At 35.7% G+C, this 14,565-nt stretch carries 12 protein-coding genes; 6 read left to right on the top strand and 6 right to left on the bottom strand.

Features of this window, described 5'->3' with window-relative positions; all coding sequences use genetic code 11:
* Positions 1-94: 94 nt before the first annotated feature.
* The 6 genes from BZZ03_RS04125 (at position 95) to trmFO (ending at position 8,541) form a co-directional block, all read left to right on the top strand.
* Positions 95-1,297, top strand: a complete 1,203-nt coding sequence (locus tag BZZ03_RS04125) for a quaternary amine ABC transporter ATP-binding protein (protein WP_014024780.1) — start codon at positions 95-97, stop codon at positions 1,295-1,297.
* Positions 1,290-3,014, top strand: coding sequence for an ABC transporter permease/substrate binding protein (locus BZZ03_RS04120; protein WP_086582599.1), 1,725 nt, complete (start codon positions 1,290-1,292; stop codon positions 3,012-3,014). Before BZZ03_RS04125 ends, BZZ03_RS04120 begins: the two co-directional genes overlap by 8 nt.
* 143 nt (positions 3,015-3,157) lie before the next feature.
* Positions 3,158-3,856 carry an acetolactate decarboxylase gene (gene budA / locus BZZ03_RS04115; protein WP_046401190.1) on the top strand — a complete coding sequence of 233 codons (699 nt, stop codon included), beginning with the start codon at positions 3,158-3,160 and terminating at the stop codon, positions 3,854-3,856.
* An 86-nt stretch (positions 3,857-3,942) separates the two neighbouring features.
* Positions 3,943-4,812: a DNA-processing protein DprA gene (gene dprA, locus BZZ03_RS04110; protein ID WP_086582598.1), complete on the top strand. Its 870-nt coding sequence runs from the start codon at positions 3,943-3,945 to the stop codon at positions 4,810-4,812.
* 189 nt (positions 4,813-5,001) lie between these two features.
* Positions 5,002-7,152 (top strand): type I DNA topoisomerase, encoded by a 2,151-nt coding sequence (gene topA / locus BZZ03_RS04105; protein WP_061413090.1) that lies wholly within the window; start codon positions 5,002-5,004, stop codon positions 7,150-7,152.
* A 45-nt stretch (positions 7,153-7,197) separates the two neighbouring features.
* A complete protein-coding gene (trmFO, locus tag BZZ03_RS04100) occupies positions 7,198-8,541 on the top strand; it encodes a methylenetetrahydrofolate--tRNA-(uracil(54)-C(5))-methyltransferase (FADH(2)-oxidizing) TrmFO (RefSeq protein ID WP_086582597.1) in 1,344 nt (447 codons plus the stop codon).
* A gap of 73 nt (positions 8,542-8,614) precedes the next feature.
* Here trmFO and BZZ03_RS04095 read toward each other — a convergent pair whose 3' ends face one another.
* The 6 genes from BZZ03_RS04095 to BZZ03_RS11970 form a co-directional block, all read right to left on the bottom strand.
* A complete protein-coding gene (locus BZZ03_RS04095) occupies positions 8,615-8,836 on the bottom strand; it encodes a hypothetical protein (RefSeq protein ID WP_019292266.1) in 222 nt (73 codons plus the stop codon).
* Between the two features lie 65 nt (positions 8,837-8,901).
* Positions 8,902-9,963, bottom strand: a complete 1,062-nt coding sequence (gene xerS / locus BZZ03_RS04090) for a tyrosine recombinase XerS (RefSeq protein ID WP_061413091.1) — start codon at positions 9,961-9,963, stop codon at positions 8,902-8,904.
* 953 nt (positions 9,964-10,916) lie between these two features.
* Positions 10,917-11,747: an LPXTG cell wall anchor domain-containing protein gene (locus tag BZZ03_RS04085; protein ID WP_086582596.1), complete on the bottom strand. Its 831-nt coding sequence runs from the start codon at positions 11,745-11,747 to the stop codon at positions 10,917-10,919.
* A gap of 77 nt (positions 11,748-11,824) precedes the next feature.
* Positions 11,825-11,974, bottom strand: a complete 150-nt coding sequence (locus BZZ03_RS11975; protein ID WP_158092865.1) for a hypothetical protein — start codon at positions 11,972-11,974, stop codon at positions 11,825-11,827.
* A 72-nt stretch (positions 11,975-12,046) separates the two neighbouring features.
* The gene (locus tag BZZ03_RS04080) at positions 12,047-14,077 is read right to left on the bottom strand and encodes an ABC transporter ATP-binding protein/permease (protein ID WP_086582595.1); all 2,031 of its coding nucleotides are present in this window, start codon (positions 14,075-14,077) and stop codon (positions 12,047-12,049) included.
* A 270-nt stretch (positions 14,078-14,347) separates the two neighbouring features.
* Complete coding sequence (locus BZZ03_RS11970) at positions 14,348-14,509, bottom strand: hypothetical protein (protein ID WP_158092864.1); 162 nt, start codon at positions 14,507-14,509, stop codon at positions 14,348-14,350.
* Positions 14,510-14,565: the final 56 nt, after the last annotated feature.

The raw sequence follows: 14,565 nt of genomic DNA, 5'->3' as shown, positions 1-14,565 counted from the left end.
ACAAAGTGACAATACCTTGTTATTATGGAATGGTCACTTTGATGAACATTAAATAATGAAATGTATTTAATTATTAAGAGTAAAGGAGAATATTTTGCCAGTAAAAATTAAAATTGAGCACTTAACCAAAATATTTGGTAAACGTGTAAAAACTGCTTTGGCAATGGTCGAGCAGGGTGATTCGAAAAACGAAATTTTAAGAAAAACAGGTGCGAGTGTCGGTGTTTATGATGCCAACTTCGAAGTAAATGAAGGCGAAATTTTCGTTATTATGGGACTTTCTGGTTCAGGGAAGTCCACACTATTACGTTTGCTTAATCGTTTGATTGAGCCAACAAGCGGTAAGATTTTCATTGACGGTGAAGATGTTGCTACGTTAAATAAAGAAGATTTGCTGAAAGTGCGTCGCAAAACGATGAGTATGGTTTTCCAAAATTTTGGTCTCTTCCCTCATAGAACGATTCTTGAGAATACAGAATATGGTTTGGAAGTACAAAACGTACCAAAAGAAGAGCGTCGCAAGCGTGCTGAAAAAGCTTTAGACAATGCTAACTTACTTGATTTTAAAAATCAATATCCAAATCAACTTTCAGGAGGGATGCAACAACGTGTCGGCTTGGCTCGTGCTTTAGCCAATGACCCAGAAATTCTTCTGATGGATGAAGCTTTCTCAGCTTTGGACCCATTGATTCGTCGTGAGATGCAAGATGAACTTTTGGAACTTCAAGCAAAATTCCAAAAAACAATTATTTTCATTTCGCATGACTTGAATGAAGCATTACGTATCGGTGACCGTATTGCCATTATGAAGGATGGTAAAATCATGCAGATTGGTACAGGTGAAGAAATTCTTACTAATCCTGCTAATGATTACGTTAAAACCTTCGTGGAAGATGTCGATCGTGCAAAAGTTATCACAGCGGAGAACATTATGATTCCTGCCTTAACAACTAACATTGACATTGATGGTCCAAGTGTTGCGCTTAAAAAGATGAAGACAGAAGAAGTAAGTTCTTTAATGGCTGTCGATAAAAAACGTCAATTTTATGGTGTTATTACCAGTGAAGCAGCAGTTCAAGCAAAACAAGCGAATAAATCTCTTCGCGAAGTTCTCATGACAGATGTTGGACAAGTTGGTAAAGAAACATTAGTAAGTGATATCTTACCTATCATATATGACTCTCCAACGCCTGTTGCCGTGGTAGATGACGAAGGATTCCTCAAAGGTATTCTTATCCGCGGACGAGTACTTGAAGCTTTAGCAGATGTAGACGATGAGGAGGTAAATAATGATTGAGTTAGCAATAGGTAAGATACCCTTAGCAGATTGGGTTTCGACTGCAACAGATTGGATTACAAGTAATCTAAGTGCTGGTTTTGATATTATTCAAAAAGCTGGTACAGCAATTATGGATACAGTAACTGCAGGACTTACAGCTGTACCATTTTGGTTAATGATTATTGTTGTTACTTTTTTGGCAGTTTTAGTTTCTGGACGTAAAATTGCCTTCCCTATCTTTACATTCTTAGGTTTAGTTCTTATTGCCAATCAAGGTTTATGGACAGACTTGATGAATACAGTAACACTGGTCTTGCTTTCTAGTTTAGTTTCTATTATTATCGGTATTCCTTTAGGTATATGGATGGCTAAGTCCGAACTTGTTGCTAAGATTGTGCAGCCCATTTTGGACTTCATGCAAACCATGCCCGGTTTCGTTTACTTGATTCCGGCCGTTGCTTTCTTTGGTATCGGTGTGGTCCCTGGTGTATTTGCCTCAGTTATCTTTGCTTTGCCACCAACAGTTCGTATGACAAACTTGGGTATTCGTCAAGTTTCTACTGAATTGGTCGAAGCAGCAGATTCTTTTGGGTCAACACCAAGACAAAAGCTCTTTAAGTTAGAGTTTCCGTTAGCAAAAGGAACAATTTTAGCAGGTGTTAACCAAACTATTATGTTGGCACTTTCAATGGTCGTTATTGCTTCAATGATCGGTGCACCTGGTCTTGGACGTGGCGTCTTAGCGGCTGTTCAATCTGCGGATATCGGTAAAGGTTTTGTAAACGGTATTGCTTTAGTTATTTTAGCTATTATCATTGACCGTTTCACTCAAAAACTTAATGTTGCCCCAACTGAAAAACAAGGCAATCCGCAACTTAAGAAATGGAAAAAAAGAGGAGCGCTAGTAGCCCTTATCGTTCTTATCATTGGTGGTATTTCTGGTGTTACACTTACGAAAACAGCAGCAGATAAAAATGTTGAGCTTGTATATATGAACTGGGACTCAGAAGTTGCATCTATTAACGTATTAAGTCAAGCTATGGAGCAACATGGATTTGACGTTAAGAAGACAGCTTTAGATAATACAGTTGCTTGGCAAACTGTAGCAAATGGTCAAGCTGACGGTATGGTTTCTGCTTGGCTCCCAAACACCCATGAAACACAATGGAAAAAATTCAGCAAGTCCGTTGAATTACTTGGCCCTAACCTTAAAGGAGCTAAAGTTGGTCTTGTCGTACCAAGCTACATGAAAGCAAATTCTATCGAAGACCTGAAGGATCAAGCAGATAAATCAATTATCGGTATTGAACCTGGTGCTGGTGTTATGGCCGCAACAGAGAAGGCTCTGAAAGATTATGATAACTTGAAAGATTGGAACTTAGTACCATCGTCTTCAGGTGCGATGACTGTTGCCCTTGGTGAAGCTATCAAGCAACATAAAGATATCGTAATCACTGGCTGGTCACCTCACTGGATGTTTAATAAGTATGATTTGAAATATTTAGAAGATCCTAAAAACTCAATGGGTAAAGCTGAAGACATCAATACTATTGTACGTAAAGGACTTAAAGAAGATAATCCTGAAGCATATAAAGTATTAGACAAGTTTAACTGGTCTCAAAAAGATATGGAATCTGTAATGCTTGATGTTCAAAATGGTAAAACACCAGAACAAGCAGCAGCAACATGGATTAAATCTCACAAAGAACAAGTTGATAAATGGTTTGAAGACTAATACATAATTAATCAAAAACTAAGCAATATTGCTTAGTTTTTTTTAGAAAATGCCTTAAAAAAACAATCCGTATTTTTATCATGACAGTAATAATATGGTAAAATTAGAGTATTGAAAATTACAAAATTTGAAAGGAAAGAAAAATGAAATTATTTCAACACAACACCCTTGCAGCTTTGATGTCAGGACTTTATGAAGGAACCTTAACGATTGGTGAGCTTTTGAAAAAAGGCAACTTTGGTATTGGAACCTTGTCAGGTATCAATGGTGAGTTGATTGTCTTGGATGGCAAAGCTTATATTGCAACAGGAGACAAAAAAGTACGTCAAGTAGAAGACAATGAAACTGTCCCATACGCTGCAGTATCTCATCATGAAGCAACACTTTCTTTCCAACAAGAAGAAAAAATCGCCAGCGAAGAACTCTTCAAAAAAATTGAAAATGAGTTTAATAGCGAAAATACCTTTTATACAATTAAAATGACTGGTGATTTTGATATGATGCATGTGCGCATGGCTCCAGGCGCAGCAGAAGGCGAACCTTTTGCTAAAGTAGCAGAAAATCAACCCGAATATAAAGAGGAGAACGTCAAGGGAACTATCGTCGGTTTTTGGACTCCAGAAATGTTTCATGGTGTAAGTGTCGCTGGATACCATCTGCATTTTCTTGCTGATTCATGCAATTTTGGTGGCCATATTTTAGGATTTACTGGCTTTTCCGGTAAAGTAGAAATAGGCCAAGTGGATGCCTTAGAGCAAAATTTCCCAACAAAATCTCAAAACTTCCTCCAAGCCAAATTTAATCTTGATCAACTCAAAAAAGATATTGAACAAGCGGAATAAAAAAACTGCAGAAATGCAGTTTTTTATGTGAACAGCTTCTATTTTTTGCGTATTAATTAATGAATAACACCAAAAATGGAGGCTGCATGATTAAAAACTTTGAAATATTACGTTTAAAAAAAGCAGGAATGTCTAATTTAGGGATTTTGAAACTGATTGATTATCAGAGGAGGCATGAAGCAAAACTCACTCTACGCCAGTTAGCGCGGATTGCAGAGGTCAAAACTGTCCCTAATTTTATTGAGAGTTATAAGAGTCAAGATGTGAAACGACTTCGTGAGCAATACAAAGTTTTCCCCTCCTTTTCCATTTTAGATGACATTTATCCCGAATGGCTGAGAGAAACATATAATCCGCCTGCCCTCCTTTTTTATCAAGGAGATCTTAAATTGCTTAGTCTTCCTAAACTTGGGTTTGTAGGCAGTCGTGAAATGTCTAAGGAAGCACCAAGAATAATCCACAAGCTTATTGAGGAATTAAAGCAAAATTTTGTTATTGTGAGCGGATTAGCACGCGGTGTTGACACCTCAAGCCATGTAGCAGCTGTAAAACAAAAAACTCCAACCATTGCTGTCATTGGTAATGGGTTAGATATTAGTTATCCAAAAGAAAATCGTAAATTACAAGAATACTTAGCAGCACATGAATTAGTTTTATCAGAATACCTTGTAGAAGAGCAACCCCTCAAGTTTCATTTCCCAGAGAGAAATAGAATCATTGCTGGTCTTTCCCGTGGTGTTGTCGTTGTGGAAGCAAAACAACGTAGTGGTAGCCTTATCACAAGTCGTTATGCTTTAGAGGGTAATAGAGAAGTTTTTGCTGTACCTGGAGATATTTTGAATAGAAATGCTTCTGGCTGTAATCAATTAATCCAACAAGGTGCAGCCAAGCTTGTCACTCATGGACAAGATATTTTAGATGAATTTTATTTATATGAAGGGAATTTCTTTCCTTAATTTTTTATAAAAATTGAAAATTTATAAATCTATGTAAAATTAGTAAAACCAAGGACTGACAGAACTTTTTTTCCTTTTAATAAATGTTTAATTCTCCTATAAGAAAAACACTTTTGGTTTTATTACTTGACATCTGACCTAAAAGCCTATATTATTAGACTATTGAAATTTGAAAAAATAGGTAAATATATGGCGAAAGCAAGTGAAAAACAAACAACTACAAAAAAGAAAACGAGCAGTAAGAAAACTGCGAGTAAAAAGAAAACAAAAATTGTTAAAGGCAAAAATCTCGTAATTGTTGAGTCACCTGCTAAAGCAAAAACAATTGAAAAATATTTAGGGCGAAACTACAAAGTTGTGGCATCTGTTGGGCATATACGTGATTTGAAAAAATCAACAATGTCCGTAGACATTGACAATGATTATGAACCACAATATATTAATATACGTGGAAAAGCACCGCTGATCAATTCTCTTAAAAAAGAGGCTAAAGCAGCAAAAGCTGTTTACTTAGCAAGTGACCCGGACCGAGAAGGAGAAGCCATTGCTTGGCACTTGGCACATATTTTAGGTCTTCCTTTGGAAGATAAAAATCGGGTTGTTTTTAACGAAATTACTAAAGATGCTGTTAAAAATGCATTTAAAGAACCACGTAGTATTGATGTTGATTTGGTAGATGCACAACAAGCACGTCGTATTTTAGACCGTTTAGTTGGGTATTCAATCAGTCCAATTCTTTGGAAAAAAGTTAAAAAAGGATTATCAGCTGGTCGTGTCCAGTCTATCGCCCTCAAACTCATTGTTGATCGAGAAAACGAAATTAATGCTTTTATCCCTCAAGAATATTGGTCAATTGATGGCGAATTTAAAAAAGGAGCTAAAAAGTTTAAAGCTGCTTTCTGGGGTGTTGATGGTAAGAAACGTGCACTAAATAACAATGATGATGTGATGGAAGTTATGTCTCGGTTGTCTGGTCCAGATTTCGATGTCGATAAAGTAGAGAAAAAAGAACGTCGTAGAAATTCACCACTTCCATATACAACAAGCTCAATGCAACAAGATGCGGCCAATAAAATTAATTTCCGTACACGGAAAACCATGATGGTTGCCCAACAACTATATGAGGGGCTCACATTGGGTGCACAAGGCCACCAAGGGCTGATTACCTATATGCGTACCGATTCAACACGTATCTCTCCAGTGGCGCAAGGCGTAGCTGCAGACTTCATTACAGAGCGTTTTGGTGCTAAGTATAGCAAACATTCGTCAAAAGTTTCTAATAAAGCCGGAGCTCAAGATGCCCATGAAGCAATCCGTCCCACTAATGTCCTTAATACCCCTGAAGCAATTGCAAAATATTTAGACAAAGATCAGTTAAAACTTTACACTTTAATTTGGAATCGCTTTGTGGCAAGCCAAATGACAGCTGCTATTTTTGATACGATGAAAGTAAACCTTTCACAAAATGGTGTAATTTTCATTGCCAATGGCTCACAAGTTAAATTTGATGGTTATTTAGCTATCTATAACGACTCTGAGAAAAACAACATGCTTCCTGATATGGCAGCTGGAGATATTGTTAAGAAAGCAAATCTCAAACCTGAACAGCACTTTACTCAGCCGCCTGCCCGTTACAGTGAAGCAACTTTGATTAAAGTCCTGGAAGAAAATGGAGTTGGCCGTCCATCAACATATGCACCAACTCTTGAAACAATCCAAAAACGTTATTATGCCCGTTTAGTGGCCAAACGTTTTGAACCAACTGAACTAGGCGAAATTGTAAATAAACTTGTGGTTGAATTTTTCCCGAACATTGTAAATACTGAATTTACAGCCGAAATGGAAAAAGATCTGGATAAGGTAGAAGAAGGACAGCGTCGCTGGGTTGATGTCGTTGATCAATTTTATAAACCTTTTGCCGTCGAACTTGAAAAAGCCGAAGTTGAAATGGAAAAAATCGTCATTAAAGACGAACCAGCTGGTTTTGATTGTGACGTTTGTGGACATCCAATGGTAATTAAGTTGGGACGATATGGCAAATTCTATGCATGTAGTAATTTCCCTGAATGTCACAATACCAAAGCCATTGTAAAAGAAATTGGCGTAACCTGTCCAAGTTGCCACAAAGGGCAAATCATTGAACGTAAGACAAAGAAAAATCGTCTTTTCTATGGTTGTGACAGATACCCTGATTGCGAATTTACAAGCTGGGATAAACCTGTTGGCCGTTCTTGTCCAAAATGTGAGCACTATTTGGTAGAAAAGAAAGTACGTGGCGGTGGTAAACAAGTAGTATGTAGTAATGAAACTTGTGACTACAAAGAGGAAAAACAAAAATAAAGTCATTTTACATAATTAATTTTATGTTTAATATAGAAAGTTAAAATGAATAAAACACATATAAACGTTATTGGCGCAGGTCTTGCGGGTTCTGAAGCTGCTTACCAAATTGCAAAACGCGGTATTCCAGTAAAACTTTACGAAATGCGTGGCGTTAAAGCTACGCCTCAGCATAAAACAGACAAATTTGCCGAGTTGGTTTGTTCAAATTCTTTCCGTGGAGCAGCAATCACAAATGCTGTGGGACTACTGAAGGAGGAAATGCGTCGTTTGGATTCTGTCATGATGCAAGCTGCCGAAAAAACACAAGTACCAGCTGGCGGAGCTTTAGCAGTTGACCGTGAAGAGTTTTCAGCTTTTATTACTCAAGCTGTTTCAGAAAACCCTTTGATTGAGGTAATCCGCGGTGAAATTACAGATTTACCTAACTTAGACGAAGAAATTACAATTATTGCAACTGGTCCTTTAACAAGTGATGCTTTAGCTGCAAAAATTCATGAATTTAATGGTGGAGATGGCTTTTATTTCTATGATGCTGCAGCTCCGATTATTGATGCGAATACAATAGATTACGATAAAGTCTATAAAAAATCTCGTTACGATAAAGGAGAAGCGGACTATATTAATTGTCCAATGACAAAGGAAGAATTCAATAATTTCCAACAAGCTTTAATTACTGCTGAAGAGGTCCCACTCAATTCATTTGAAGATCTAAAAGTTTTCGAAGGCTGCATGCCAATCGAGGAAATGGCTAAACGTGGTTATAAAACAATGTTATTTGGACCAATGAAACCTGTTGGATTAGAATATCCTGATACATATACCGGTCCACGTGATGGTGATTTTAAAACGCCTTATGCCGTTGTACAGTTGCGCCAGGATAATGCTTCGGCATCTTTGTATAATATCGTAGGTTTCCAAACTCACCTTAAGTGGGGGGAGCAAAAACGTGTTTTCCAAATGATACCTGGATTAGAAAATGCTGAATTTGTACGTTATGGTGTAATGCATCGAAATTCATACATGGATTCCCCTAACCTACTCAAGCAAACTTTCCAATCAAGAAAACAAGAAAATCTTTTCTTTGCCGGTCAAATGACTGGTGTAGAAGGTTACGTTGAATCAGCAGCAAGTGGTTTGGTTGCCGGAATAAACGCTGCTCGCCTTTTTAAGGGTGAAGAAGAAATCATATTCCCGCAAACAACAGCTATTGGTGCCCTCCCATATTACATCACACATACAGACAGTAAACATTTCCAACCTATGAATGTGACGTTTGGTATTGTCAAAGAACTTGAAGGTCCGCGTATCCGTGAAAAAAAGGAACGTTATACGAAGGTTGCTGAGCGAGCATTAGAAGACTTAAGCCAAATCATTGAAAAAATGTAATAATAAAAACCTCTAAATTAATAGAGGTTTTTATTATTAAGTGTATTGTACATAAAATTAATTATGTAAAATGCTATATATTTATGCTTAAAATATCATCTAAGGCAATTCTCCGCACCAAGTTCTCTTCTTTAATATAAAGTAAATCATAGTCAATACCAAAAATTTTACCTTGAGAAGTAGTTTCTTGCGAGTTTTGCAAAAAGCGTATGCTAACGGATTTTTGTCTGCTCCAAGCATATTTCAATTCATAAATAATTTCTTGTTGTGACATTTTTAGAGTAGTATTATTCATTCGATTCTTTCCACTTATAGTTTTTATCTAAAATTAATAGTCTACTTAAATTTTACCAGTCTTGCTTATAGTTCGTCAAGTGCATTTTTCTGTTCTTGACTAATAATATGGGTGTAGAGGTCTGTAACCTGTGTTGAAGAATGTCCGAGCTGATGACTTACCAGAACTTGAGAATTGGTTTGTGCGTAAAGGCGAGTTGCTAAGGTGTGACGAAGTTTATGTGGTGTTATTCTTACTTTAAAAGCTTGCGAGTACTTAGAGACTAACTTTTCAATGCTTGATCCATCAATCCGAGAAGCTTGCCCTCGGTAAATAGACAAGAAGAAGGCTTTATTATTTTTTTCTGGTTTATAACGCTGTTCACGAATCTCTAAGTAGTTGAGTAGATAAAGCTCAGCAAATTTTGCAATATTAACGGCATCCCGTTTGCCCCCTTTACGTGTAACTTCCACAACTAGAGTCTTCATATTCAGATCAGCTATATTGATATTAACAGCTTCAGACAAACGTACGCCAGAAGCCAACATCAGCGCAATAATCGCTAAATCACGTTCTTTATTTTTATTAAAAGAAGAGAGTGCTCGATTAGACAAACTTTTTTCGTATTCATTATCAATAAAATCCAGAAAACCTTGTGTTTCATCGCCTAAAAACAGTTTTCCTTTAATATTCTCAGCCCTGGAAGCCAAAGTTTCTCTATTTTTTTGAATCTGCACTTTTTTCATAACATTACGGTAAAAGTATGGCTCGCCATTTACGCCTTCAGCTTGCTCCGTAAGATATTTAAAAAGGCTGGAAAGTGCAGCTAAAGTACGTTTTACTGAGTTTTGTGTTAGTCCAGACTTATTATTTTGACGTGGTTTTTCACGTAAGTAGAGGATATAACCCTCAATGTCAGAACGTGCCAGATTTTCTAATGTATCTAAATCTATACCAGAAATATTTTTTGCTTTGCTGACATCACTATCAATAAGCCAATTAAAAAATCTCTCGTATTCTAAAAGATATTGATAGAGCGTAGTCAAGCTATAAGGAATACTAAGCTTTGATTGATAATATTCCAAAACGAAGTCGGGCATACGTTTTTTTATGCGGTCAATATTTGCAAGTAGAAGTTCACGTTTCATAGTTTTTTAAGTATACCATAAATTTATAAAACTTTCAAGAATATTATAGTTTTTCGGAAAGATGTCATAGGATATCCCAAGATCTCTCTAAACTATATACTCAGTAAGTTTAATAAATTCTTTCTATTTATTTATTTTTTCGAATATAATTATATCATAACTTCTATAAATAAATAGGTTTGAACTTGACTGTTGAGCCATTTAAAGTAATTTTTTTATCTGGCTTTGTATAACAAAAGGTTTATAAGAAAAACACTAAATTGAAAGAAAATATTCTTTAAACCAATTAAATCTCATAGAAAAAACTCCGTAATGTGGAGTTTTTATTTGATCCATTGACGTGTAAAGCTTGGATTGTCTTCATTTTATTTATTCTTCCTTGGGTTATTGCTGATAAACATATGATAATAGAATCTTTTATTAGACATCTTTCCGAAAAACTTGCGTTGTAATTCTTTTGTGCTAAATTTAACTCTAATTCTTATGTAAAGAATGCATTGGACGGATAAAGTTGGAAAAAAACAATGAAACATTACCGAATAAGATAAAAACTATTCTAGAGAAAAAACAAATAATATTATTGCTACTGCTATATTGTTGGAGAGAAGGATAGGTGGGGAATGATGTGCTTCTTCTTTTACTTACATAACTTTGTGACTGATATTGATGCTAAAGGAGTGGGTAAGAGATTTTTGCAAAGGCGAAGAGTATGCAAGCACCAAAGGAAAGAAATATTTTAGATTAGATTCTGCTGAAGATAATAAAATTTGGAACGATACTATACATCGGAACATCAGAGAAAGTATATGTTAAAATTAGATGTTAAGTTATAAAAGAAAGTTATATAAATTCCCGTTATTAAGCAAAGATAATCCCCATAGAGATTACTAACCTCCATGGGGATTATAAATTATCTTTTATTATTTTTGAGAGAATTTCAGGTATGAGTAACCTTAACTATTACGTTGTAAATATAGTGCAAGTACTGCAGCGCCTACAATCGAACTCATACCCAAAACTACATATGTTATCGTATCAACCTCACCTGTTGCAGGTAGTGGTATGCCCTTTGCTTGATACGTTCTAGTAGATGCGTTTTTCATACTTGTGCCTAGTGTTGTCAACACAGCTTGGTTTTTGGGTGTCAGTGTAGCTACACGTGTATCACTTTTAGCTTTTTTTATTTCTTGCTTGGTATCTGTAGGAATACTATTATGAATTGCTGAGTTATCCAGTATTTTCGGTTCCATGATTCTGATAGTTGCTGAACCGTTTGCGTCAATTTCTGGCTCTTCTATCGGATCTATCACCGTTATAGGTTCTGGTATCTTTTGCTCAATGGGTTTCGGTGCTTTTTCTATATGTTGAGGTGCATCAAGGTGTGGCCCTACCGTTTGGATTTGGGGCGTCAATTGTTCTCTAGCTCGAGGGACATTTACCTCCTCTACAGCTATATTGTCTGTCGTGTCAACAGTCGGAAGTTTAGTTGGTATCTTTTGCTCAGGGAGTGCTTTATGCGGTACTTCTGGTTCTGCTGTAACCTCTGGGATTTTCGGTATTTTAATTGCTGGTATTTCAGGCTTGTCTGGGGCAAGAAAACCACTCTCACTGCCGTCATCAGCATACCAGGTACCACCATCATTATGCCATATCATACCGTTTTTCCCGATTGCAGTATTTGAGTCTGCGAGCGTTACTTGGTGCCCATTGATTGAGTCTGCTGAGGCTTGTACGCCTATTGAAACTGTTGCGAGCATAAGCCCAGCTATGAGTGTCTTTTTCATTTTACTTTGTCTTCTAATTCTTTATTTTTTTGCAATAGAGTTAATTAATTACATATTGTATTTTTCAATTGCCTTTTTTACATATTTTCCCAAGCACTTATGTTTGCTTTAAGAAGTTTTATGTCTTGTTCAATTTTATATTTTTCTAAATATTTATCTTTAAGAATATTTCTAAGGTCATCATTTGTACCTTTGCTTTGTTTCTCTAATTTTGAATTATTAAACATAACTTTGAGCTCCTATCATTTTATTAAAAAATTTTTTATATTATTAAGTAATTCATAATATAATTTAGGTTTTTAGTCTGCCGACAATGCTTCAATCGTGTTAAGCCGTGCTGCACGACTACTTGGAGCAAGGCTTGCAAGTAATGCTATCAACACAGCAATAATCATAGCAAAGATTATATTTCCTGTAGAAATTTTAACAATTTGTGCGCCATTTAGTAAGTCTGATAATGCTGAATTAATTATAAACTCACCTAAGTAAGCAATAACAATTGCAAGAGTTGCAGATAAAAGTCCTAGGATAAAGCTTTCTGCCGTAAATAGTCGAGAAATATCTTTTCTTCGACCACCTAATGCTCGAATAACACCTATTTCTTTTGTGCGCTCCGCAACGCTCATATAAGTTGTAACAATAATCATAAATATTGAGACAATTAAACTTATACCTGCAATCGCTGCGAGAAGATAACTCACGATACTTGTTATGTTCGTAAAAACATCTAGGAATCCTGTGGCTGAATAGGTTATAAAAGCTTTACTTCCATCAATTTTTGCATTTTGAACAGTTTCAGTGACAGCTTTAACATTTTTGACTTCATTTACAGTAATTACAGCATAATTTGGATTACTGTCTGCTCCCGCAGAAGAAAGGAGAGTTGCCATAGTTGAATAAGATACTATAATGTTACTTTCACCACTTGACTCAGTTGAACTTGATACAGTTACACTATTTGAATCACTTGTAGATGCATCTTGTAAAACTCCGGATACTTTTAAATCAGCCGAAACAGATTGTGTGGCTCCTTCTTTTGATTTTGCTTCAAAATTTAAGTGAATTGTTTGTCCTACAAGGGCTTTATAGTCTGGAGAGAGAAGCTTAGCTTCCGTTCCATAGAGTGCAATTTCTCCCTCATCTGGCTTCCTCCCCACACTATATTTATCATTTGCATTGGATTCTGTCCAGCTCAAAAGTGAGAGAGGGCCCGTTTTACTCTTGTCTCCATATTGAAGAGAACCCTTGCTTGCAATAGAGTAGGTTGGTTCTACTTTTTTGACATTATCATTGTTTTTCAACTTATCAATATAAGTAGAATCCATATTTCCTTTAGAGGTTCCAATGTTTTGTTGTGCCTTATTTAGTGCATCATCATTGCTTAATTTATCATCTTTCGTTGTACGTTTAAATACTGTTACAACATTTGGATTGATACTTGACGTCATCATATGGTTCATATAGTTTCTGACACCATTGCCTAATCCCAGGAAAAAGATGACGGAGAATAAACCAATGGCTGTCCCTATCGCAATAAGTAAATTTAATTTCCATGTGTGTGTGAAATGTTTAAATGCTGTTTTAAATATTTCGCTTCTGGAAAGGACTTTCGACTGTATATGACTTTTCTTTTCAATAGGATAAGAATCTTTCAGACGTTCATCGCCAATAATTTTCCCATCTGCCAAACGAATAATACGCGTACCAAAATCAGCAACTTCTTGTGAGTGAGTCACAACAATAACAGTCTTTCCTGATTTTGCAATTTTACTTAATAAAGCTAATACTTCTTTAGTATTTTGTGAATCGAGAGCGCCAGTTGGTTCATCTGCAAGAATGATTTCAGGATCCGATGCTAATGCACGAGCAATTGCTACCCGTTGCTTTTGACCTCCCGAAAGTTGAGAAGGGGTCTTCTTGCGGTGGTCATATAACCCAACTTGTTTTGTCAATTCAACAGCTCGAGCATGTCTTTCTTTTTCAGAAAGGGTCGTCATCTTGAGACTAATGAGGATATTGTCTAGAACATTTAAATAGCTAATCAGATTAAAAGATTGGAAGATGAATCCTATCGTATCCCGGCGATAGCTATCCATATCTTTTTCTTTTTTTCTTTTTTGAGGGATACCGTCAACAATAACATCTCCATCATAGTTTCTATCTAGCCCTCCAATTATATTCATCAAAGTGGATTTACCACCTCCGGACTCACCAAGTAAACTAATGAATTCACCTCTATCAAAATCTAGGTCAATTCCTTTTAGAACGGGGAACTCTTCCTTACCAAGAAAATATGATTTCCTTATTTTTTTTAATTCTAATATATGCATAGTATTTTTCCTTTATATTAATTACTGATGTAGATGTTTAACTTTTGTTTTTCGATTTTATTTGTAACCTCCAATATTTTTCATTTTGTATTATATAATTTAATGAATTGATTGTCAAGAGTAATTTATTGTTTATCGATGTTTATTTTGTGTTTTTCATTATTTGTTTGTTGAATCTCAAAACACACTATGTTTTGATTTCGTAAGAAAATAATTTAGTTTATATAATAAAAAAACTACTGGAGTTCAACCAATAGTCTTTATAAATATTTATATCTGACCTTCAATATATTCTAGTAGATCACCAGGTTGACACTCTAATACTCTACTGGTTAAAACCTGCTCATTTGTTTTATCAGGATTTAAAATATATTTAACTGCATTATGGAAATGTGATTCGGATTTTATTTGTCCTGTTTTAGTTGTTGGCATTTAATATTTCTCCAATCTTGACATATCGGCTTCGGTTTCTACAAAAAACTCTCTTT

The sequence above is a fragment of the Lactococcus petauri genome, assembly GCF_002154895.1.
GTDB classification, from domain to species: domain Bacteria; phylum Bacillota; class Bacilli; order Lactobacillales; family Streptococcaceae; genus Lactococcus; species Lactococcus petauri.
The sequence above is the reverse complement of the archived record's forward strand: the minus strand, read 5'-3'. Positions and strand labels throughout refer to the sequence as shown.

Excerpts from the sequence above, each read along its gene's own strand:
- BZZ03_RS04120 (WP_086582599.1), top strand. The coding sequence starts at position 1,290 with ATGATTGAGTTAGCAATAGGTAAGATACCCTTAGCAGATTGGGTTTCG.
- budA (WP_046401190.1), top strand. The coding sequence starts at position 3,158 with ATGAAATTATTTCAACACAACACCCTTGCAGCTTTGATGTCAGGACTT.
- dprA (WP_086582598.1), top strand. The coding sequence starts at position 3,943 with ATGATTAAAAACTTTGAAATATTACGTTTAAAAAAAGCAGGAATGTCT.
- topA (WP_061413090.1), top strand. The coding sequence starts at position 5,002 with ATGGCGAAAGCAAGTGAAAAACAAACAACTACAAAAAAGAAAACGAGC.
- trmFO (WP_086582597.1), top strand. The coding sequence starts at position 7,198 with ATGAATAAAACACATATAAACGTTATTGGCGCAGGTCTTGCGGGTTCT.
- BZZ03_RS04095 (WP_019292266.1), bottom strand. The coding sequence starts at position 8,836 with ATGAATAATACTACTCTAAAAATGTCACAACAAGAAATTATTTATGAA.
- xerS (WP_061413091.1), bottom strand. The coding sequence starts at position 9,963 with ATGAAACGTGAACTTCTACTTGCAAATATTGACCGCATAAAAAAACGT.
- BZZ03_RS04085 (WP_086582596.1), bottom strand. The coding sequence starts at position 11,747 with ATGAAAAAGACACTCATAGCTGGGCTTATGCTCGCAACAGTTTCAATA.
- BZZ03_RS11975 (WP_158092865.1), bottom strand. The coding sequence starts at position 11,974 with ATGTTTAATAATTCAAAATTAGAGAAACAAAGCAAAGGTACAAATGAT.
- BZZ03_RS04080 (WP_086582595.1), bottom strand. The coding sequence starts at position 14,077 with ATGCATATATTAGAATTAAAAAAAATAAGGAAATCATATTTTCTTGGT.
- BZZ03_RS11970 (WP_158092864.1), bottom strand. The coding sequence starts at position 14,509 with ATGCCAACAACTAAAACAGGACAAATAAAATCCGAATCACATTTCCAT.